Genomic DNA, 21,040 nt, shown 5'->3' with positions numbered 1-21,040 from the left:
ATGGGACGCATCATCTGCTGCGGTCTCGGCCCCGGCGATCCTGATCTGATGAGCGTGCGCGCGGATCGGACCGTGCGCGGCGCTGGCCACGTCGCCTATTTCCGCAAGAAGGGCCGGCCGGGCCAGGCGCGGCGCATCGTCGATGGCATGCTGGCGGCCGGCGTCACCGAATACGCCATGGAATATCCCGTCACGACCGAGATCGCGTTCGACAGCGCTGAATACGTCCAGCTGCTCGCCGGCTTCTACGACGAATGGGCCGAGCGCCTGGCGCGGCTTGCGCGCGCGGTCGACGTCGTCGTGCTGTGCGAAGGCGATCCCTACTTCTACGGCTCGTTCATGCATCTGCACACCCGCCTGCAAGGCCGCGTCGAGATCGAGGTGATCGCCGGCATTCCCGGCATGGTCGGCTGCTGGAACGGCGTCAGGCAGCCGATCGCGCTCGGCGACGACGTGACGACGGTGCTGATGGGCACGCTCCCCGAGGCCGAGCTCGAACGGCGCATGCGCGATTCCGATGCGCTCGTGGTCATGAAGACCGGCCGCAATCTGGCAAAAGTGCGCCGCGCGCTTCTCTCCGCCGGCCGCCTGGACGATGCCTGGCTGGTCGAGCGCGGCACCATGCCGGGCGAACGCGTGGTGCGGCTCGCCGAGATCGACGCGGCCGACTGTCCTTATTTCGCGATCGTACTGGTGCACGGCAAGGGCCGGCATCTGGACGCCGCCGAATGACGGGCACGCTGACCATCGCGGGGCTCGGGCCGGGCAGTGATGCGCTGGTGACGCCGGAAGTTACTGCTGCGTTGGCTGCGGCCACTCACATTCTGGGCTATGCGCCCTATGTCGCGCGCGTGCCGCCGCGACCCGGCCTCACCCTGCATCCCTCCGACAATCGCGAAGAGCTGCAACGTGCGAGCGAGGCCCTGCGGCTTGCCGCCGAAGGCGGACAGGTCGTCGTCGTCTCCTCCGGCGATCCCGGCGTGTTCGCGATGGCCTCGGCCGTGTTCGAGGCACTCGAACAGGCGCCGCAATGGCAGGCGCTGCCGATCCGCGTGCTGCCCGGCATCACGGCGATGCTGGCGGCCGCCGCGCGTGCCGGCGCGCCGCTCGGCCATGATTTCTGCGCGATCAATCTCTCCGACAATCTGAAGCCCTGGGCGGTGATCGAGAAGCGCCTGCGCCTCGCGGCGGAAGCCGATTTCGCCATCGCGATGTACAATCCTCGCTCTGCGAGCCGGCCGGAAGGATTTGGCCGCGCGCTTGCCGTGCTTCGTGAGGCCGGCTGCGGCGGGCGCCTCGTGATCTTCGCGCGCGCGATCAGCGCGGCTGATGAAAAGATCGAAATCGTGACGCTGAACGAAGCGACACCCGAAATGGCGGACATGCGCACGCTGGTGATCGTCGGCAACTCGCGGACGCGCCGCGTCGGTCGCTGGGTCTATGCGCCGAGGTGGGTCGGATGACCGAGCCACTGCATGATCTCGTCCACGCGCTCGACCCGTCGCCGCTCGGGCAGTTGTGGTCGCGAGATCATGATGATGGGCAGGCCGAGCCTGCGGGCCGCGTCGATCTTGGCGCGCGCGCCGTCGCCGCCGGAATTGCGGGCGACGATCCAGGCGATGCGGCGCGTGCGCAGCATCTCGAGCTCACTGTCGAGCGTGAACGGTCCGCGCGACACGATGACGTCGGCGGTGAAGGGCAGGGGCTTTTCTGGCGGATCGACGAAGCGCAACGTATAGGCATGCTGCGCCTTGCCCGCGAACGGCGCGATGTGCTGACGGCCGATGGCGAGGAACACCTTTCCCGGCGTCTCGGGCAGCGCGGCGACGGCACCGTTGACGTCAACAACCTCTATCCAGGCGTCGTCGGGCCTTTTGGTCCAAGGCCCGCGCTCCAGCGCTATCAACGGGGTGCCCGTCTCGGTGCAGGCAGCGACCGCATTACGGCTCATCTCGGCGGCGAAGGGATGCGTCGCATCGATCACATGCGTAATGCCTTCGCTGCGGACGTAGTCGGCGAGGCCGCTCACGCCGCCAAAACCTCCGATGCGGGTCGGCAGCGGTTGACCGGCGGGCGCGCGGGTGCGGCCGCCGTAGGAATAGACTGCGTCGATGCCGGCGCGCGCGATCTCCGCGGCGAGCAGGCTCGCATCGGCTGTTCCGCCCAGAACGAGGGCGCGCATCATGGCTGATCCCTGGCTGACCATCATCGGTATCGGCGAAGATGGCCTTGCCGGGCTGTCCGAGGCAAGCCGAAAGGCGCTCGATAATGCTGAAACCGTGTTCGGCGGTGAACGGCATCTCGCGCTCGCCGGCGTGGGGCGCCGCGGCCGTCCATGGCCGGTGCCCTTTGACGCCGAGGTCGTGCTGAGCTGCCGCGGCCGGCCAACCGCGGTGCTCGCCTCTGGCGATCCGTTCTGGTACGGCGCCGGTGCCGGTCTCGCCGAGAAGCTTGCTCGCAACGAATGGATCGCTTATCCCGCGCCGTCGACGTTCTCGCTCGTCGCGGCGCGGCTGGGTTGGCGCCTGGAAGAAACCGTCTGTCTTGGTCTGCATGCCGCGCCGTTCGAGCGTCTGGTGCCGCACGTGGCGCGAGGGGCCCGCATCATTTGCCTTGTGCGCGACGGGAAGGCGGCCGCTCATCTCGCGAGATGGTTGACGGAGCGCGGATGGGGGGCCTCCGCACTCTGGACGCTCGCAGCGCTCGGCGGACCGCATGAAAGCGTTCGTGAGCATCGCGCTGAGAGCTACGCAACCGCTACCACCGGCAAGCTGGTTGCTGTCGCGCTGGAGGCCAGGGGTGCGGGCGGCCTGTCTCGCAGCTCGGGCCTGCCGGACGCTCTCTTCGCCCACGACGGCCAGATCACCAAACGGCCTGTGCGCGCGCTGGCGCTCTCGGCGCTGTGGCCGTTCGCAGGCAGCACGTTGTGGGACATCGGCGCCGGCTCGGGCTCGATTTCTATCGAATGGGCGCTGACTGGCGGGACGGCGATTGCCGTCGAGGCACGGGAGGACCGTGCCGCTAACATCCGCAGCAATGCGGAGGAGTTTGGCGTGGCGCACAAGATCACCGTCATCGCCGGGAGTGCGCCGGAAGCTCTCGCCGCGCTGAAAGCGCCGGATTCCGTCTTCATCGGTGGCGGTCTCAATGGTGCGATGTTCGACGCCATCTGGTCGCGGCTCGCGCCCGGCACGCGGCTTGTCGCACACGCGGTGACGCTGGAAACGGAAGCGCTGCTCGGCGAGCTTCACCAGCGTCACGGTGGCGAGCTGATGCGGGTGCAGATCGCCCATGCCGCGCCCCTCGGCCGTTACCGCGCCTGGGAAGCGGCTCGCCCGGTGGTGCAATGGAGTACGGCCAGATGAAAGTCGCCGGGCTCGGATTTAGGAATGATGTGACGTTGGCCTCGCTGCGCGAAGCGCTGCTGGCTGCCGGCGGTGGGGAAGGGCTTGCGGCGGTGGCAACCGTCAGCGACAAGGCCGACACCGACGCGCTGAAGCAACTCGCACGGGAATGCGGCGTGCCGATCAGGGCTGTTCCGGCCGATGTGCTTGCAAGCGTCGCTACGCCGACGCAATCAGAACGCATCGCGGAGAAGTTCGGCACTGGATCGGTCGCCGAAGCGGCCGCGCTCGCTGCAGCCGGCCCGGGCGCGCGGCTGATCGCGACGCGCGTCGTCTCGCAGGATCGTACCGCGACCGCGGCGATCGCCGAGGGAGAGGACGCATGACGGTCCATTTCATCGGCGCCGGCCCGGGCGCGCCAGATCTCCTGACCTTGCGCGGGCGCGACCTGATCGCGGCCTGCCCGGTCTGTCTCTATGCGGGCTCACTGGTGCCGGAAGGCGTGCTGGCGCATTGCCCGCCGGGAGCGCGCGTCGTCAACACCGCGCCGCTGTCGCTCGACGAGATCATCGCCGAGATCGCCGCGGCGCATGCGGCAGGCCAGGACGTCGCGCGGCTGCATTCCGGCGACCTCTCGATCTGGTCGGCGATGGGCGAGCAGCTCCGCCGCCTGCGTGCGCTCGGCATTCCCTATACGGTGACGCCGGGCGTGCCGTCCTTCTCGGCTGCTGCCGCTGCGCTGGAGGCCGAGCTGACGTTGCCCGGTCTTGCCCAGACGGTCGTGCTGACGCGCACGCCGGGCCGGGCCAGTGCCATGCCTGACGGCGAGAAGCTCGCGGCGTTTGCCGCCACCGGCGCGGTGCTCGCGATCCATCTGTCGATCCATCTGCTCGATCAGGTCGTCGCCGAGCTGACGCCGCATTACGGCGCGGATTGTCCGGTCGCGATCGTTTGGCGAGCGAGCTGGCCGGAGCAGCACATCGTGCGCGCGACGCTGGCAACGCTCGACGTCGCCGTGGGCGGCGAGATGGAGCGCACCGCGCTGATCCTGGTCGGCAAGACGCTGGGGGCCGCGGATTTCGACGAAAGCCGTCTCTACGCCGGCGACTACGATCGGCGCTATCGGCCCGTCGGGACCGAGCCGCGCTTTCCGGAGGCGTCGTGATGGCGGCCGGCCTCGTCATCTCCGCACCCGCGTCCGGCGTCGGCAAGACCACGCTGACGCTGGCGCTTGCACGCGCCTGGCGCAATCGCGGCCTGACCGTGCAGTGCTTCAAGAGCGGCCCCGACTATATCGATCCCGCCTTTCATGCCGCGGCCACGGGGCGCGCCTCCGTCAATGTCGACAGCTGGGCGATGGACAGTGCGACGATCGCACATCTCGTCAGCCGCGGTGTTGACGCCGACATCGTCCTCGCCGAGGGCTCGATGGGCCTGTTCGACGGCGTTGCCGCGCGCGGCGTCTGCGGCACCGGCGCGACCGCCGACATCGCGGAGATGCTGGGCTGGCCGGTGGTGCTGGTGATCGACCCCTCCGGCCAGGCGCAGACGGCGGCAGCGATCGTCGCAGGCCTTCGCGACTACCGCGCCGGCGTGCGCCTCGCGGGCGTCGTGCTCAATCGCGTCGCCAGCCCCCGTCACGAAGACCTCGTGCGGCGTGCGCTGAACGATGCCGGCATCAACGTGTTCGGCGCGCTGCCGCGCCATGCCGAGATCAGCCTGCCGAAGCGGCATCTCGGCCTCGTGCAGGCCGAGGAGCAGGCGGAGATCGGCAAGCTGATCGACGAGGCGGCGCGCTTCATCGCCGAGCATGTCGATCTCGACGCGGTGCTGCAATCGGCAGCAAGCTGGTCGGTGCAAGGCATGGCGAACGGCCTGAACGTGACGCCGCCGGGCCAGCGCATCGCGCTCGCCCGCGATGCCGCGTTTTCCTTTGTCTATCCGCACATGCTGGAGGCCTGGCGCGCGGCCGGCGCCGAGATCGTGCCGTTCTCGCCGCTGGCCGATGAAGCGCCCGACGCCAACGCCGACATCTGCTGGCTGCCCGGCGGATATCCCGAGCTTCATGCGGGAAAAATCGCAGCCAATGCCCGGTTTGGCCGCAGCCTGCGCGCTTTCGCCGAGACGCGGCCCGTGCATGGTGAATGCGGAGGCTATATGGTGCTGGGCGCCGGCCTCACCGACGCCGACGGTATCCGCCATGAGATGACGGGCCTGCTCGGCCTCGAGACCAGCTTTGCGAAGCGCCGCATGCATCTCGGCTACCGTCTCGCCACGCTGGCATCGCCGATGCCGGGACATCAGGTCGGCGCGCGCCTTCGGGGCCACGAGTTCCATTATTCGACTATCCTCGCGCAGCCCGATGCGCCGCTCGCGGTCGTGCACGACGCAACCGGTGCGGTGATTGCAGAGACCGGCTCGCGGCGAGGACAGGCCACCGGCACGTTCTTCCATTTGATCGCGGAGGACCGGTGAGCGGTTTCGTCTCGTTCGTCTCCGCCGGCCCCGGCGATCCCGAGCTCCTGACGCTGAAGGGCGCCGCGCGGCTGCGCGAGGCAGACGTCGTGCTCTACGACGACCTTGCCTCCGGTGCGATCCTGGATCTCGTCCGGCCCGGCGCCAACCTCGTCGCGGTGGGAAAGCGGGCGGGGCGGCCGTCGACCAGGCAGCACCACGTCAACCGTCTCCTGGTGGACTATGCCGCAACTGGTGTGCGCGTCGTGCGGCTGAAGTCCGGCGATGCCGGCATTTTCGGCCGGCTCGAGGAGGAGCTGGATACGCTGCGCGAAGCCGGGATCAGCTACGAAATCATTCCCGGCGTCACATCGGCCTGTGTCGCCGCTGCCCAAGCCGGCATTCCCCTGACCCGCCGGCATACCTCCCGCCGGGTGCAGTTCATCACGGGTGCCGATGTCACCGGCGAGCTGCCGCCGCATCTGAATTGGGCGGCGCTGGCCGATCCCGAGGCCACGACCGTGGTCTATATGGGCCGGCGTACCTTTCCGGCGCTTGCCGCAAAATTGATCGCGCACGGCCTCGCCCCAACCACCCCGGCATTGGTTGCCGAATCTCTCGGCCGTGCGGACGAGCGGCTGGTCCGCACCACCATCGCCGAGCTCGCCGAGCAGCTTGCGCGTGGCGGCGCGCCCTCGACCGCCGCCGTCATCCTGTTCGGTGCGCTGGCGGGGGATTATCCGTCATGATGGAGGCGGCCGCCTTTCGCCCCTTGACGCAGGCTCGGCGAAAGGGGCACACAGGTAACGCATGGTGCTCGACGCGGCGCAAAACGCCGGAGCATAATCGGGAATGGGGATGGGCGGACCCAGTTGCGGCGCTCGAAACCCCAGCCGCCCCCGCGACTGTAAGCGGTGAGGGGCTCCGAACCGCCACTGGGTCGCAAGGTCCGGGAAGGCCGGAGACCCCAGTGAACCGCGAGCCAGGAGACCGGCCGTGCACGTATTGAGGCCAAGGCCGTCGGGTGTGACGGCAGGAAGGAACTGAGCCATGCATATCGAACCAGGAGTGGTCACGGGCGCCAAGCTCGTGCTGAGTTACGCAACCGGCATCGCCGCGGGCGGCGTTGCGCTGAAGCTGGCGGTCGAGACCGTGCGCGAGCAGGGCATCGGCTCGTTCGCCGCGCGCACGCTGGCCACCACCGCTCTCGTCTTCGTCTTCTTCGAGATCCTGCCGCACTTCCCGGTCGGGGTATCGGAGGTTCACTTCATCCTCGGCTCGACCTTGTTCCTGCTGTTCGGCGCTGCGCCTGCGGCCTTCGGCCTCGCGTTCGGCCTGCTGCTTCAGGGCGTGCTGCTGGAGCCGGTCGACCTGCCGCAATACGGCATGAACGTCACCACGCTGCTGGTGCCGCTGTTCGCGATCCAGGCCATCGCCTCGCGGATCATCGCCCGCAACACCGCCTATGTCGATCTGAAGTACGGCCAGGCGCTGGCGCTGTCGACCACCTATCAGGCCGGCGTGATCGCCTGGGTGGCGTTCTGGGCGCTCTATGGTTCCGGCTTTGCGATGAGCAACCTCGCCAGCATCGCGACATTCGCCGCTTCCTATGTGCTGGTCATCGTGATCGAGCCGCTGGCCGATCTCGCCGTGCTGGCGCTGGCGAAGTCGCTGCGCGGCGTCACCGCGTCCGGCCTCGTCACCCCGCGCCTGCACAACGCGGCGTAAGAGATCGGCGATGGGCGGCCGGTGTCGCCGCCCGTCGCGCTCCCCATGCTCACGCTCTCCCTGATCGGCATCGGTTGCGGCGATCCCGCGCAGCTCACGCGCGCCGCCATTGAGGCCATCAACGCCGCCGATCTCATCCTGATCCCGCGCAAGGGCACGGCAAAATCCGATCTCGCCGATCTCAGGCGGACGATCTGCGCGGATGTTCTGACCAACGGCAAGACCGTCGTCGCCGAGTTCGATCTTCCTGTGCGTGACGCCGATGAAGTCGACTACCGCAAAGGCGTCGACCATTGGCACGATGCGGTCGCCGCCACCTGGTCCGAGACGATCGCTGGGCATCTCGAAGGTGAGGGCAAGGTCGCGCTGCTGATCTGGGGCGATCCCTCTCTCTACGATTCATCGCTGCGCATTGCGCGGCGATTGAATCCGTTGCCGGCGATCGAGGTCGTGCCCGGCATCACCTCGATCCAGGCGCTGTGCGCGGCGCATGCGCTGCCGCTCAACGACATCGGCGAGCCGTTCCTGGTCACGACGGGACGGCGCTTGCGCGACGGCGGCTGGCCGGAAGGCGTCGATACCGTGGTCGTGATGCTCGACGGGGGGACGGCGTTTCAGTCGCTCGATTCAGACGGCCTGCAAATCTGGTGGGGTGCCTATCTTGGCATGCCCGATCAGATCATCCTGTCCGGCGCGCTGGCCGAGGTCGGACCGAACATCGTGATGGCGCGGCAGCAAGCACGCGAGCGGCACGGCTGGATCATGGACAGCTATATTCTCAAACGCAGGCGTTGAGCAGCATGCTTCCCGAATGGGTCACCCAAAAATGTCCCGATGTCTCCGCGGTCCATCGCGAGGCCGCCGTTGCGCGGCAGGCGCAACTGACAAAACCGACCGGTGCGCTCGGCCGGCTCGAGCAGCTCGCGATCGAGCTTGCCGGCCTGCAGGCGACCGAGCAGCCCCGTGCCGCGCGCGTGCCGATCATCGTCTTCGCCGGTGATCACGGCATCGTCGCGCAGGGCGTGTCGGCCTATCCGCAAGCCGTCACCATCGCCATGATGGCGAACTTCGCCTCCGGCGGCGCCGCGATCTCGGTGCTGGCGCGGGAGCTGGGTTCCAGCCTCGAGGTCGTCGACGCCGGCACGCTGGCACAGGAGACGATGCCCGATATCGTCACCGACAAGCCGCGCTGCGGCACGCGCGATTTCAGCGCCGAGGCTGCGCTCACGCCCGCGGAGCTGGCGTTCGCCTTCGAGGCCGGCCAGCGCGCGGTCGCGCGCGCGGCGAACGACCAGCCCGATCTCCTGATCTTCGGCGAGATGGGCATCGGCAACACCACGGCATCGGCGGCGATCGCCGCGAGCCTGCTCGGCGTGAGCGCCGAGGAGATCGCGGGCAGCGGCACCGGCGTCGATGCAGCCGGCCGCGCGCACAAGGCGCGTGTGATCGACGCGGCGATCGCGCATCACGGCGTCGCGGGCGCTTCGGCGGAAAAAATCCTGTGCGCCGTCGGCGGCCTCGAGATCGCGGCGATCTCGGGCGCGATCATTGCGGCCGCGCAAGCCCGCATCCCCGTGCTGATCGACGGCTTCATCGTGTCGGTGGCGGCGCTCGCGGCAGTGCGACTCAACCCGTCGTGCCGCCCGTTCCTGCTGCCGTCGCATCAATCGGCGGAGCAGGGGCACCGGCTGGTGTTGCGCGCGCTGAACGTGCAGCCGCTGATCAGCCTCGATCTCAGGCTCGGCGAGGGATCGGGCGCCGCGATCGCGCTGCCGCTGGTGCGCCTCGCATGCAGCCTGCACAACGGCATGGCGACGTTCGCGCAGGCCAACGTGCCGGATCGGCCCAAAGCGGAATCGCTTTAGGTCAAATCGACTGCCGCGGCTCGTTCACCTCTCCTGCTTGCGGGCAGGGCGATCGCATATGGGAGCGATATCGCCTGTGGCCATCCTTCGAGACGCCCGCCTTTGGCGGGCCCTCAGGATGAGGACCGAATGGGTTGCGCTAGTCTCAACGGGCACTGATGCAGCTTAGCCTCATCCTGAGGGCCCGCCGCAGGCGGGCGTCTCGAAGGACGAGGCGCGCGCTCAGCTCGCGCAAAGCACCATATGCGATTGTCCTGCCCGCAAGCGAGAGGAGGGAGTGCGACTCCGTCGCCTCATTTCATCATGCTGCTGATCCGGCCCAAGCCACGCGCTGATTGACCGAGGCGACGCGCCAGCCGCCCGCGAGGCGGTCGATCCGGGTCAGCGACAGCGGGTCGATCACGAAGCGCAGCGCGGCCTCCGGTGTGAGATCGAGCGCGATGCAGAGCGCGGCGCGGACGGTGCCGGAATGCACGATCAGGGCTGCGGAGCCGGCGCCAATCCGCGACAGGCCCTGCCGAACGCGCGCGACCTGATCCGCAAAGCTCTCGCCGTTCGGCGGCCGTCCGCGCGCGGGATCCCGCCAGAATTGCGCATAAGCCTCGCCACCCTTGGTCGATAGCTCGTCGTGGCGGTGTCCGGACCAGTCGCCGAAATCCTGCTCGCGGAATTCTCCCACCAGCTCTGGTTCGAGCCCCAGCGCGCGCGCCGTTTCGACCGTGCGGCGCAACGGGCTGGCATAGCCGGCGACACCGGGCGGCAAGCGTTTCTGCAGAGCCGCCAAGGTCGCCTGATCGCCGAGATCGGCCGCCGCATCGGCGGCATGGATCGTGCCCGCGATGCCGCACACGGGCGCATGCCGTATCAGCCAAAGGAAGGTCTCGCCTTCCATGCTCGTCTCCAAGGAAGTTGGTCGCTGTGGCCACGAGGCCGCAACTGGCACATTGCCTCCGACTTGGCGGCAATCCTAGATGCTTGTGACGGTTTTCCCGAGAGGGAATGAAAAGGGAATGCAGTGCGCGTTCGGGCTGGTGTTATCCCTGGCCGGTACCGTCATCGGCTGGCGGCGCCTCCGCTAATCCAGTCCGGTCTTGCCCGGTGCCCAATAGGCCTTGGCGCTCATCCGGGATCTCGCGACGTTCGCGGCTCTCAAGGCACGGCCGATGCGCTGGATCGACGAGGCCTTGCCGGTCAGGACGAAATGCGCGCTTGCGGCAAGGCGCAATAGTTCGGCCTCGACGGCGGCGAGATGTGCATCCTCGGCGCTTCGTACGATCGAGGTGGCCCTGCCGAGGCCGATCGCGGCCAGAACGCGATTGGTTTCGGCGGCGTCCGAAACCTCGAACATATAGGTCGTGTCGTCCGCCAGTCGACTGCCGCGGAATGCCGAGGCGATACCGAACGAGGTTTCATCGCCGAACAGGACGATTGGAGCTTTCGCGGCGGACAGGTCGAGCGAGCGGCGCGGACCGAAGAACCAACAGAGATCGCCTTCCCGCAAGCCGCTCGCCCATCGGCTGCCGGGACCATCGCCGTGTGCGAAGGCCAGCAGCTTCGTCCGGCCCTTCTCCGTATCCCATGACATCGGCGTGTAGGTTCGCGCACTCAGCCCGGACCCCATTGCGATCTGGATTTTCTGGCCCATGGTCCACGCGAGGCCCTTGAGCGCGTCGCCCTCGAGCACGATCGACCTGAAGCGGGGCGAAAGCGTCTCGACCGCGGCGATAGACGCAGGGCGCATCAGCCATTGCAGCATGCGTGCAACCGGTCCCTGCTGCGGCTTCGACGGCTCGTGCATCTGCGTTCGGTGGGGGGCGGTCAAACCCTTGCGTCTGTCGCTAAAGTCCTGCGGACATGCGAGCCCGCTGCTGAGTGAATCCATCTTCCGGCTCCCAGAGAATGCGCCCGCAGGCGCTCCCGAGCCTGAGTAGGAGATCGTCTCCGTCAGCGCATTCCGCAAACCTGACAATCCATTGCGAATTCCGGTCAGTGCGCGGCCATGCATCGCTCGGCGAGATAGCGCGCGGGCGGCTTGCCGAGCGCCTTGCGGAACATGGTGACGAAGGCGCTGGCGCCTTCATAGCCGAGGTCGAGAGCCACGGCGTGCACCGATGCGCCCTGGTCGAGGCGCTGAAGCGCAATGAGGATGTGAAGCTGCTGGCGCCAGCGCCCGAAGCTCATGCCGGCCTCGCGTTGCAGGATGCGCGTGAGGGTTCTGGGAGCAACGGCCATGCGGCGGCCCCACTCCTCGATCGTCGCCCGGTCGGAAGGGTCGGCCATCATCGTCTCCGCGATCCGGCGCAGCCTGGAATCCGTCGGCATGGGAAAGTGCAGCTCTTCCACGGGGGCCAGCGAGAGCTGGTCCAGCAGCACGGCCGCGATCCGCCCATCTGGCCCGTCGGCATCGTAGAGAGCCGGCATGTGGGTGGCATGGACCAGCAGACGTTCCAGCAAGGGGGAGATCGTCAGCGTGCAGCATTGCCGCGGCAGCGCCGGTGCCGCATCCGGTTCCACGAACAGGCAATGGACCTCGACGTTTCCGGCGACACTCACGCCATGCGCAACATGGCCGGGAATCCACACCGCGCAGCGCGGCGGTACGATCCATATGCTTCGGCCGGCTTCCAGCCTGATCATGCCGCTCCGGGCGAGGACAAGCTCGTCCTTGCGATGGGTATGCATGGCGACCTCCGTGCCCTTCGTGACCATCTCGCCGCCGAAGGCTGCGATGGGGCGCGGCACCGTCTCGGGATCAAAATCCACGGCGTCATCGGGGCGCGGGTCGCCGCGGTCGAGTCGGAAGAAGGGCATGGTGAGCGGATGATCGATTTGGATGCGGTTGACTGGCTCCGGCACTATCTGGCGCGCGACTACCACTTGCAACACGAACCGCACTGATCTCGATCGGTTCTAACCGCCCTTTGCTGCACCACCGGCCGCGACATGGCCGGCGCGCAGACCCATGATGCGCGGCGCCGCGGTCACGGATGCCTTTTCGCCGGCTGCCTTTCGGTGTAGCTCTGCGCTGGATGATACCTGCGCTGCCTGATGGGCGAGACATGGACAACGGCCGTCACCCGAGCAAGCGCGTATCCCTTGCGGGAATGCATATCGATCGCACCTCCGCGGTGCCGCTGCACCTGCAGATCGCCAAGCACATCCGCGACGGCATTCTGAGCGGCGCGTTTCCCTCGGGAACGCAATTTCTGGGATCGCGCGAGATCGCGCGCGAATTGGGCTGCTCACGCACGGTGGTGCTGACCGCGTGGGATCTGCTCTATGCCGAGGGCTATCTCGCATCGACGCCGCGCGGCAGCGTCATGGTGGCCGCCGTCACGGCCCCGCATGCTGAGCCCGCGTCGCCTGCCGGCAAGCCTGCCCACATGTCGGAGCGTTGGCGCGCGCTGCTCGGCCTCGATTACGAGACCAACTGGCCGTCCGTGTTCGCTCCCGGCGCGCCCGACATCTCGACCTTTCCGTTCAAGGATTGGTCGCGCCTGCTGCGCCAGGCCTGGCAGAATCCGAGGGAGCAGGAGTGCCTGGATCTTCCGCCGGAAGGCCATCCGCGCTTGCGGAGCGAGATCGCGAACTTTCTCGGCTCGGTGCGCGGTCTGGTCTGCTCGCCGGACGAGGTCGTCGTCACCTCCGGTACGTCGGGCGCGCTGGATTTCTGCAGCCGGATGATCCTCGATCCCGGCGATGAGGTCTGGGTCGAGGAGCCCGGCTTCATCGAGGCGCGATGGGCACTCACCGCCGCCGGCGCAAGGCTCGTGCCTGTCCCGGTGGACGACAAGGGGCTGGTCGTCTCGGAAGGAATTCGGCGCGCACCGCGCGCGCGGCTGATCGTGGTCACGCCGTCGCATCAATATCCGCTCGGGGTCAGCATGGGCCTGGAGCGGCGGCTCGAGCTTCTCGACTACGCGAACAAGAACGACATCTGGCTGATCGAGGACGACTACAATTCGGAGTTCAGGCATCAGGACAGCATGATCGCCTCGCTGCGCTCGCTCGATCGCGACGGCCGGGTGATCTATTTCGGCACCTTCTCGAAGATCATGATGCCGAACCTGCGGCTCGGATATCTCGTCGCGAACAGGCACTTCATCGAAGGCTTCGCCAAGGGCCGCGCGCGAATCGACGTGCACACCTCCGGCATCGGACAGCTCGCTTTGGCGGAGTTCATGCGGGAGGGGCATCTGCTGCGCCACCTGCGCGCGATGCGGCGGGTCTATGCGGCGCGGCGCAAGGCGCTGATCGACGCGATCCAAACCCAGATGCCGGACGATCTGACCGTGTCCTCTGCCGTCACCGGCCTGCACCTCGTGGCGCTGTTCACCGAGGCCATGCAGGCGCGGATGACCGACCGCGAGGCGGTCGCGATCTTGAAGCAGACCGGTATCCAGGTGCAACCGCTGTCGCAGAATTTCCTGGCGCAGCCGACGCGGCAAGGCCTGGTGTTCGGCTACGGCCGGCTGCGCGTCGAGGATGCCGCGCCGCTGCTTGCAAGAATCGCAGCCTGTATCGGCGGCACTTCACGCATCGCAGCATCCGCTCCCCCGGCTGCGCGCTCTTACTGATCGTACAATAAAGAGAGGCTGAGCCGACTGGTGTGCATAGCTCATGGGCACCGTGTATTCTGCGTCCGCTGCTTGATCGCCTGCAAATTAGACAGCCAATCTCGCCCGCGCGGATTGCGCTGCAGCAGGCATCGCGAATTCGCTCTGAAATATCCGCGCCGCGCTGCGCGCTACTGGTCTGGACCGTAGCCCGATCACCTGCCGTCTCTGAAGGCAGTGCTGCACCAAAACGTGCACCAGGCGGTGTGGTGCGCTGCTACGGGGGCTTGCTGGCCCAGTGAAATGCGACGACTCTGGCACTATCGTAGACCACAGCTCTGTCGCACGCTCGCGGAGGATGGCATGACAGGGAAATGCAGGATGAGCGCTCTCGGTTGGGCATTCGAGGTAGCGATGGACGGCCAGGACCCGGCGTCCGGTTCGGACGTCAGGCGTAGCTGAGCCTATGAGCGCTTTCGAAGATCACTGGGAAGTCGGCACCGATATCGGCGGCACCTTCACCGATATCATCGCCATCAAGCGCGATTCCGCGGAGGCGCGGATCGCGAAAGTGCCGTCGCGCCCCGACGCGCCGGTCCAGGCGATGCTGGAGGCGATCGAGGCGGTGGGCCTGCGCAAGAGCGAGGTCAGGCGCTTCGTCCACGGCACCACGCGCGTCACCAACGCGATCGTCGAGAACCGGCTGCCGAAGGTGGCGCTGGTTGCGACCGAAGGCTTTGCCGACGTGCTCGAGATCGCGCGCTATCGCCGCCGCGATCTCTATCGGCTCGATATTCCCCCGAAATCGCCGCCGCTGGTGCCGCCTGAACGCTGCTTCGGTCTTGCCGAGCGTCTCGATCACGAAGGCCGGGTGCTGAAGGCGCTGGAAGACGCGGAGATCGAGCGCCTGGTGGCCTGGCTGAAAGAGACCGGTGTGCACAGCGTCGCGGTCGCTCTCCTTCACGCTTATGCCAACCCGGTGCACGAGAAGATGCTGGGCGAGCGCCTCAAGGACGTCGTCGCCCATGTCTCGCTCTCGCACGAGATCAACCCTGAAGCCCGCGAGTATGAGCGGACTTCTGCAACGGTGTTCAACGCCGCTGCCATGCCGATTGCGGTGGAATATCTCAGCGAGCTGGAGCAGCGGCTGCCGATCGGTCCGGGCCTGCAGGTGTTTCATTCTGCCGGTGCGATGGTCCCGATCTCGGCGGTGAAGCGGCGTCCGCTGGTGATGGCGATGTCGGGGCCGGCCGCCGGCGTCTCGGCCTCCGTCAGCATCGCGCGCCAGCTCGGCACCTCGCGCATGCTGACCTTCGACATGGGCGGCACCACGACCGACGTGTGCCTGATCGTCGACGGCCAGGCCGAGATGACCGACGGCCGCATGCTCGGCGACAAGCCGCTGCGCCAGCCGATGCTCGCGGTGCATTCCATCGGTGCGGGCGGCGGATCGATCGTGCGCAACGGTCCTGGCGGCCTGACGGTCGGGCCGGAGAGCGCCGGCTCCGAGCCGGGTCCGGCCTGCTATGGCCGCGGCGGCACGGAGCCGACGATCACCGATGCCAACGCGGTGCTCGGCTATCTCAATCCCGAGACCAAGCTTGGCGACCGCATCGGCATCGACATCGCGGCCGCAAAAGGCGTCATCGAACCGATTGCCCGCGCGCTCGGGCTCAGCCTGACGGAGACGGCACTCGGCATCATCAAGGTTGCGAACGCGACCATGGCCCGCGCGCTGCGGCGCGTCACGGTCGAGCGCGGCATCGACGGGCGCGACTGCACGCTGCTGGCCTTCGGCGGCGGCGGCCCGATGCATGCCGCGGGCCTTGCCGATCTCTACGGCATAGCCGAGGTGGTCGTCCCGAGCGCGTCGAGCGCGTTCTCGGCGCTCGGCTGCCTCACCGCCGATTTCAGCTTCCTGCAGCAACAGACCCTTCGCGCAGCCCTCGACGGCATCGATCTCGCGCGCGTCTCGGAACGGATCGAGGCCCTGATTGCCGATGCCTCAGCGCCGCTTCTCGCCAATGGCGTTGCGAAGGCGGAGATCCAGGTCGAGCTGGTGGCCTTGATGCGCTATGCGGCGCAGAACGACGCCATCCCGGTGCCGTTCACACTGCCGCTCGACGTCGCCAGGCTGAAGCAGGATTTCCTGACGCGGCATCACGAGCTGTTCGGCTATGCAACCGGCGAGCCCTGCGTCATCGAATCCGTGCGGGTGCAGGCGCGCCGCCCCTCGACGACAGTCGTCAGCCGGCCCGCAACGGCCGTGAGGGCGGTGTCTACGGGCACGCGCAGCTGCTCTTTCGACGGCTTCCACGACATCGCGACCGCAATCATCGACCGTGCCTCGCTCACCGAGGCCGTCAAAGGTCCGGCCATCATCGAAGACGCATGGTCGACCGTGGTCGTGCCGCCGGGCTGGCAGGCAAGGCCCGACACATCAGGCAATCTGTTCCTGACGCGGAGGACAGCATGAAGCTCGATCCGTTCGTCGTCGAGGTTATCAGGCACGGGCTCTCCGCCGCGGCGGAGGAGATGAGTCTCGTCATGACGCGTTCGGCGCGCTCGCCGCTGCTGCGCGAGGCCGGCGACCTCTCCTCGGCGATCACCGACGGCCACGGCGGCCTGGTCGGGCAGGGCCGTGACATCCCGATCCATCTCGGCGCGATGGCCTACACCATCCCCGAACTGCTGAAGGTGATTCCGCGCGACAGCCTGAACGAGGGCGACGTGGTCATCTACAATGTCGGCGCGCTCGGCGGCAATCATCTCAACGACGTCAAGGTGGTACGCCCCGTCTTCGTCGACGGCGAGATCGTCGCGTTCGCGGTGAGTCTCGCGCACTGGCCCGACATCGGCGGCACCTGGCCGGGCAGCTATTTCGCCAAGGCCGTCGACACCTTCCAGGAGGCACTGCGGATTCCGCCGGTGCTGATCGCGACTTCAGCCGGCGTCAGCACGCCGATCGTGCAGTTGCTCAAGGCCAACGTCCGCGATGCCGAATCCTGCGAGGGCGATCTCCTCGCCCAGATCGCCGCGACCAAGGCCGGTGAGAAGCGCATCGTCGAGCTCTGCCGCGAGCACGGCAAGGCGGTCTTCATGGCGGCGCAGTCGCGCCTGCATGATCTCTCCGAGATCGAGATGCGCGAGGCGTTGCGCGACCTCCCAGACGGCGTCTATGAGGGCGAGGACTATCTCGACGACGGCAGCGCGAACGACGCGCCCGCGCGCATTCATGTGAAGATCACCATCCGCGGCGACGAGGCGACTTTCGACCTCTCCGGAAGCTGCGACCGCGTCTCCAATTTCTGCAACACGACGCCGTTCATGGCGCGCTCGGCCGTCGCCTATGCCGCGCGCATCATGAGTGGCCGCGACATGCAGCAGAACGCCGGCGCGCTCAGGCCGCTCACGATCATCACGCGCCCGGGCTCGATCCTGGAGCCGGGCTGGTCGGCGTCCGTCGCCGCCGGCAACCACGAAACCTCCATGCGCATCGTCGATGCGATCTTTCGCGCCATGCGGGACACCATTCCCGAACGCCTGTCGGCCGGCGGCGCTACCACCGCGGGCGTCCTGTTCTTCGCCGAGCCGCGGCCGAACGGATCGTGGAAGATGCTCTACGAGGTCCATGGCGGCGGCGAGGGCGCGCGCCATGATCGCGCCGGCAGCTCGGCCACCCGGGTGCATCTGTCAAATACGTCGAACACGCCGGTCGAGGTGATCGAGGCGAACTATGACATTCGGCTGGAGCAACAGGCCATCCGCCGGCAGTCAGGCGGCGCAGGCGCGTATCGCGGCGGCGACGGTTCGGTGCGCAGCTACCGCATCCTGGCGCCGTCGATGCACCTGACCACCTGCATCGAGCGGATGGTGATCGCGCCTTGGGGCATGCAGGGCGGCGAATCCGGCAAGGCATGCTGTATCTCGCTGGTCAGGCAGGGTGCCAACGTCGCGATCGACGGCAAGTCGAACCTGGTGTTGCAACAAGGCGATCTCGTCACGATCGAGATGTGCGGCGGCGGCGGCTACGGCGCCGCGGCTGCGAACTGAGGCTTTGGCGATGAGCAGATTGTTGCGGACCGGATTGAATGCGGGCGAGGCCGCGCCGATGGCCGTGGTCGGCGGCGAGGGCGTCTACTTCCACCTCTCCGACGGCCGCAAGCTGATCGACGGCAGCAACACCGGCGGCGGACTCGGCCACCGCCATCCCGCGATGGTGGAGGCGATCCGCCGCGCCGCGGATACGCCCGTCGTCAACGAGGGCTGGACCTGGGTCGGCCGCGAGCAGGCCGCCGACGATCTGATGGCGACCGCTTTCCAGGGCGAGGAGGATTGGGTCGGCGCGGTGCGCTTCTGCATCAGCGGCAGCGAGGCCAACGACATGGCCTTGTCGCTCTGTCAGGCGCTGACGCAGCGGTCGGCGCTGGCAACGCGCGAGCGCGCCTATCACGGCATCACCGGCCTGTCGCGCAGCATGACGGTGCAGCCGCAATGGCATGGCGGCCTTGCCGTGCATGCGGGCGGCTCGAGGCTGCCGGCCCCGATGGCACCGGTGCGGGTTCTGCCGGCGCCGGATGGCGCGATCTATGGCGCGCCCACCACCAATACACCGCCGAGCGAATATCTCGCCGATGCCGCGCGGCTGCTCTCGGACACGGCAGCAACGATCATCGACTACACCCAGGGCGGCATCTATTACGACGGTGCCTATCAGGACGAGGTGGCGCGCTGTGCGCGGCAGGCCGGCTCATACTGGATCGCGGACGAGGTCGTCACCGGCGCCGGCCGCGCCGGGCGCTGGTTCGCATTCCAGGGGGCGCAAACCCGTCCTGATATCGTGACGCTCGGAAAATCGCTCGGCGGCGGCGCGGCGGCGGTTGCAGCGGTAGTTGTGTCAAAAGAGATCGTCGAGCGGCTCAAGGGCACGAGCTGGCAGAACTACGGCACGCTGCGCGGTCATCCCATCAGCATGGCCGCGGTGAGCGCCTATCTGAAGGTCGTCACCGAAGACGGGATTCTGGACCGTGTGCAGCAGCTCGAGAAGCTGTTCATCCGCCGCCTGCTCGCGATCGCGCAGAAGCATCCGAGCGTGCAGCGCGTCGCGGGGCAGGGGCTGCACTGGACGGTGGAGCTGCACGGGCCGGATTGGCGCACATGGCGCGCCGACACGACCGAAGTGCCGATCGCCTCGCGCGTTGCGGAGCGGGCGCTGGAAGCCGGTGCGGTGATCGGGACCAGCGGCGAGCAGACCTCGCTGTTCCTGGCGCCGCCGCTGGTGATCTCCGAGCGGGAGGCTGACCAGCTTCTGGATGCGCTCGACCACGGTCTCGATATCGCCGACGAGGAGCACGGGTGAACGCCGATCACGCATCGCCACGCCGGTCGCCGGTCTGGCCGGCGGATGAGCCCTGGCATCTCGCGATGCCGGAGGGGACGCTGTACGACGCGCTGGCGCGGGCCGCGCATGAACGGCCGTCGCATCCGGCGACGGTGTTTTACGGCGCAAGCCTGAGCTATGCCGAGCTGCGCGACCGCGTCGATGCCATGGCCGGCTTCCTACAGGGCGCCTGCGGCGTCAAGCGCGGCGACCGCGTCATGATCGCGCTGCAGAATTCGCCGCAATATGTCATCGCCTATTACGCGGTGATGCGGGCGGATGCCGTGATCGTACCCGTCAATCCCATGAACAAGACCGCCGAGATCGCGTATCTCGCCGTGGACAGTGGGGCCAGGGTCGCAATCATCGGGAGCGAACTGAGCGATGTGTTTGCCCCGCTGCTCGGCGAGGCCATCAGGCATGCGATCGTCGCGCAGTATCGCGACGAAATTCCAGTCGCAACGCCCTATACGCTGCCATCATGCGTGACGGAGGCACCGGCCGAGGTGCCGTCATCGCCGGGCTGGCATTCCTGGTCGTCCGCGATCGCACAAGGCTTGCAGCCGGGTGTGATGACCGCGGGGCAGGATGATCTCATGATCCTGCCCTACACCTCGGGCACCACAGGCAAACCCAAGGCGTGCATGCATACCCATCGCAGCGCCCTCTTCACGGCGGTGCTGCAGGCGCGCTGGTATGGGCTCGATGGCAGCGACGTGATGACCGGCTTCATGCCGCTGTTCCATGTCGCGGGCATGCAGGGCTCGATGAATGCGGCCATGGTCACCGGCGCCACGCTGCTGCTGATGGCGCGCTGGGACAAGGACTTGCTGCCGGACCTGTTCGAAACCTATGGCGCGACGTTCTGGAACGCGGCGCCGACCATGATCGTGGATGTGCTCGCAAGCGCCGGCTTCCGCGACCGCAGCTTTGCCAAGCTCAAGGTGCTAACCGGCGGCGGCGCGGCAATGCCGACAGCGGTGGCCGAACGGCTGAAGAGCCGCTTCGGGCTCGACTTCGTCGAGGGCTACGGCATGACCGAGACGATGTCGCCGACCCATATCAACCCGATGGCGGCGCCGAAGCGCCAGTGCCTCGGCATCGCTGTTCACCAGACCGATGCACGGATCATCGACCCCGAGAGCCTGGTCGAGCTCGACGACAACGTCGTCGGCGAGATCATCGTGCACGGACCGCAGGTGCTGCAGGGTTACTGGAACCGGCCGCAGGCGGACGCCGAAGCCTTCATCGAACGCGACGGCAAACGGTTCCTGCGGACGGGCGATCTCGGCTATCGCGATGCCGAGGGCTATTTCTTCGCGGTCGATCGCCTCAAGCGGATGATCAATGTCAGCGGCTTCAAGGTCTGGCCGGCCGAGGTCGAGGCCGCGATGTACCAGAACCGGGCCATCCGCGAATGCTGCATCATCTCGGCGCCGGACGACTACCGCGGCGAGACCGTCAAGGCACTGGTGGTGCTGGACGAGGCCGCGCGTGCGACGACATCGTCCGATGACATCGTCAGCTGGGCGCGCGACGCGATGGCGAGCTACAAGGCGCCGCGCACGGTCGTTTTCGTCGACCAGCTGCCGCGCACCGCGAGCAACAAGATCAACTGGCGGCTGTTGCAGGATGCCGAATGGGGGCGAACGGCATGAAATCTGCTTGGTTGGAAGGCGGACGCAGGGCCGCTTTACGCTGCCGCTACGCCCT

The 21,040-nt window shown here is 67.6% G+C and carries 20 protein-coding genes and 1 riboswitch; of the genes, 16 read left to right on the top strand and 4 right to left on the bottom strand.

Translation table 11 applies throughout. The features are described 5' to 3' along the window. Complete coding sequence (locus AC3WLX_RS06165; protein ID WP_492335112.1) at window positions 1–732, top strand: precorrin-2 C(20)-methyltransferase; 732 nt, start codon at window positions 1–3, stop codon at window positions 730–732. Then, complete coding sequence (gene cobJ, locus AC3WLX_RS06160; protein ID WP_492335111.1) at window positions 729–1,463, top strand: precorrin-3B C(17)-methyltransferase; 735 nt, start codon at window positions 729–731, stop codon at window positions 1,461–1,463. The genes AC3WLX_RS06165 and cobJ overlap by 4 nt, the downstream gene beginning before the upstream one ends. Here cobJ and AC3WLX_RS06155 read toward each other — a convergent pair. Further along, a complete protein-coding gene (locus AC3WLX_RS06155; RefSeq protein WP_492335110.1) occupies window positions 1,439–2,185 on the bottom strand; it encodes a cobalt-precorrin-6A reductase in 747 nt (248 codons plus the stop codon). The two genes, cobJ and AC3WLX_RS06155, sit on opposite strands and share 25 nt — an antisense overlap. Between AC3WLX_RS06155 and cbiE the strand changes: the two genes are divergently transcribed. From cbiE to cobT, 8 genes are all read left to right on the top strand, one after another. Beyond that, window positions 2,184–3,365: a precorrin-6y C5,15-methyltransferase (decarboxylating) subunit CbiE gene (gene cbiE / locus AC3WLX_RS06150; protein WP_492335109.1), complete on the top strand. Its 1,182-nt coding sequence runs from the start codon at window positions 2,184–2,186 to the stop codon at window positions 3,363–3,365. The genes AC3WLX_RS06155 and cbiE overlap by 2 nt on opposite strands. Then, on the top strand, window positions 3,362–3,730 hold the full coding sequence (locus tag AC3WLX_RS06145; RefSeq protein WP_492335108.1) for a cobalamin biosynthesis protein: 369 nt from the start codon (window positions 3,362–3,364) through the stop codon (window positions 3,728–3,730). The genes cbiE and AC3WLX_RS06145 overlap by 4 nt, the downstream gene beginning before the upstream one ends. Continuing rightward, entirely contained in the window at window positions 3,727–4,509 is a 783-nt protein-coding gene (gene cobM / locus AC3WLX_RS06140) for a precorrin-4 C(11)-methyltransferase (RefSeq protein WP_492335107.1), read from the top strand. The genes AC3WLX_RS06145 and cobM overlap by 4 nt, the downstream gene beginning before the upstream one ends. After that, window positions 4,509–5,819, top strand: a complete 1,311-nt coding sequence (locus AC3WLX_RS06135) for a cobyrinic acid a,c-diamide synthase CobB (RefSeq protein WP_492335106.1) — start codon at window positions 4,509–4,511, stop codon at window positions 5,817–5,819. Before cobM ends, AC3WLX_RS06135 begins: the two co-directional genes overlap by 1 nt. Then, entirely contained in the window at window positions 5,816–6,547 is a 732-nt protein-coding gene (gene cobA, locus AC3WLX_RS06130; protein WP_492335105.1) for a uroporphyrinogen-III C-methyltransferase, read from the top strand. Before AC3WLX_RS06135 ends, cobA begins: the two co-directional genes overlap by 4 nt. Before the next feature lie 46 nt (window positions 6,548–6,593). Further along, window positions 6,594–6,811: riboswitch (cobalamin riboswitch) on the top strand. A gap of 37 nt (window positions 6,812–6,848) precedes the next feature. Beyond that, window positions 6,849–7,526, top strand: coding sequence for an energy-coupling factor ABC transporter permease (locus tag AC3WLX_RS06125; protein ID WP_492335104.1), 678 nt, complete (start codon window positions 6,849–6,851; stop codon window positions 7,524–7,526). Window positions 7,527–7,571: 45 nt separating this feature from the next. Next, a complete protein-coding gene (gene cobF, locus AC3WLX_RS06120; RefSeq protein WP_492335103.1) occupies window positions 7,572–8,321 on the top strand; it encodes a precorrin-6A synthase (deacetylating) in 750 nt (249 codons plus the stop codon). A 5-nt stretch (window positions 8,322–8,326) separates the two neighbouring features. Next, on the top strand, window positions 8,327–9,391 hold the full coding sequence (gene cobT, locus AC3WLX_RS06115) for a nicotinate-nucleotide--dimethylbenzimidazole phosphoribosyltransferase (RefSeq protein WP_492335102.1): 1,065 nt from the start codon (window positions 8,327–8,329) through the stop codon (window positions 9,389–9,391). Window positions 9,392–9,692: 301 nt separating this feature from the next. Here cobT and AC3WLX_RS06110 read toward each other — a convergent pair whose 3' ends face one another. The 3 genes from AC3WLX_RS06110 to AC3WLX_RS06100 form a co-directional block, all read right to left on the bottom strand. Continuing rightward, on the bottom strand, window positions 9,693–10,283 hold the full coding sequence (locus AC3WLX_RS06110; RefSeq protein ID WP_492335101.1) for a histidine phosphatase family protein: 591 nt from the start codon (window positions 10,281–10,283) through the stop codon (window positions 9,693–9,695). Between the two features lie 183 nt (window positions 10,284–10,466). Further along, entirely contained in the window at window positions 10,467–11,189 is a 723-nt protein-coding gene (locus AC3WLX_RS06105) for a siderophore-interacting protein (protein WP_492335100.1), read from the bottom strand. 188 nt (window positions 11,190–11,377) lie between these two features. Then, window positions 11,378–11,845, bottom strand: coding sequence for a helix-turn-helix domain-containing protein (locus AC3WLX_RS06100; RefSeq protein WP_492335099.1), 468 nt, complete (start codon window positions 11,843–11,845; stop codon window positions 11,378–11,380). Here AC3WLX_RS06100 and AC3WLX_RS06095 point away from each other — a divergent pair. The 6 genes from AC3WLX_RS06095 (at window position 11,822) to AC3WLX_RS06070 (ending at window position 20,985) form a co-directional block, all read left to right on the top strand. Continuing rightward, window positions 11,822–12,289, top strand: a complete 468-nt coding sequence (locus AC3WLX_RS06095) for a hypothetical protein (RefSeq protein WP_492335098.1) — start codon at window positions 11,822–11,824, stop codon at window positions 12,287–12,289. The genes AC3WLX_RS06100 and AC3WLX_RS06095 overlap by 24 nt on opposite strands. A 161-nt stretch (window positions 12,290–12,450) precedes the next feature. After that, complete coding sequence (gene pdxR, locus AC3WLX_RS06090; RefSeq protein WP_492335097.1) at window positions 12,451–13,968, top strand: MocR-like pyridoxine biosynthesis transcription factor PdxR; 1,518 nt, start codon at window positions 12,451–12,453, stop codon at window positions 13,966–13,968. A gap of 445 nt (window positions 13,969–14,413) precedes the next feature. Further along, window positions 14,414–16,423, top strand: coding sequence for a hydantoinase/oxoprolinase family protein (locus tag AC3WLX_RS06085; protein ID WP_492335096.1), 2,010 nt, complete (start codon window positions 14,414–14,416; stop codon window positions 16,421–16,423). Further along, entirely contained in the window at window positions 16,420–18,000 is a 1,581-nt protein-coding gene (locus AC3WLX_RS06080) for a hydantoinase B/oxoprolinase family protein (protein ID WP_492335095.1), read from the top strand. The genes AC3WLX_RS06085 and AC3WLX_RS06080 overlap by 4 nt, the downstream gene beginning before the upstream one ends. 10 nt (window positions 18,001–18,010) lie before the next feature. Then, window positions 18,011–19,306, top strand: a complete 1,296-nt coding sequence (locus tag AC3WLX_RS06075; protein ID WP_492335094.1) for a class-III pyridoxal-phosphate-dependent aminotransferase — start codon at window positions 18,011–18,013, stop codon at window positions 19,304–19,306. Next, on the top strand, window positions 19,303–20,985 hold the full coding sequence (locus AC3WLX_RS06070) for a long-chain-fatty-acid--CoA ligase (RefSeq protein WP_492335093.1): 1,683 nt from the start codon (window positions 19,303–19,305) through the stop codon (window positions 20,983–20,985). The genes AC3WLX_RS06075 and AC3WLX_RS06070 overlap by 4 nt, the downstream gene beginning before the upstream one ends. The last annotated feature ends 55 nt before the right edge of the window (window positions 20,986–21,040 follow it).

It is taken from the genome of Bradyrhizobium sp. FW305-F6 (genome assembly GCF_058782905.1).
The sequence above is the reverse complement of the archived record's forward strand: the minus strand, read 5'-3'. Positions and strand labels throughout refer to the sequence as shown.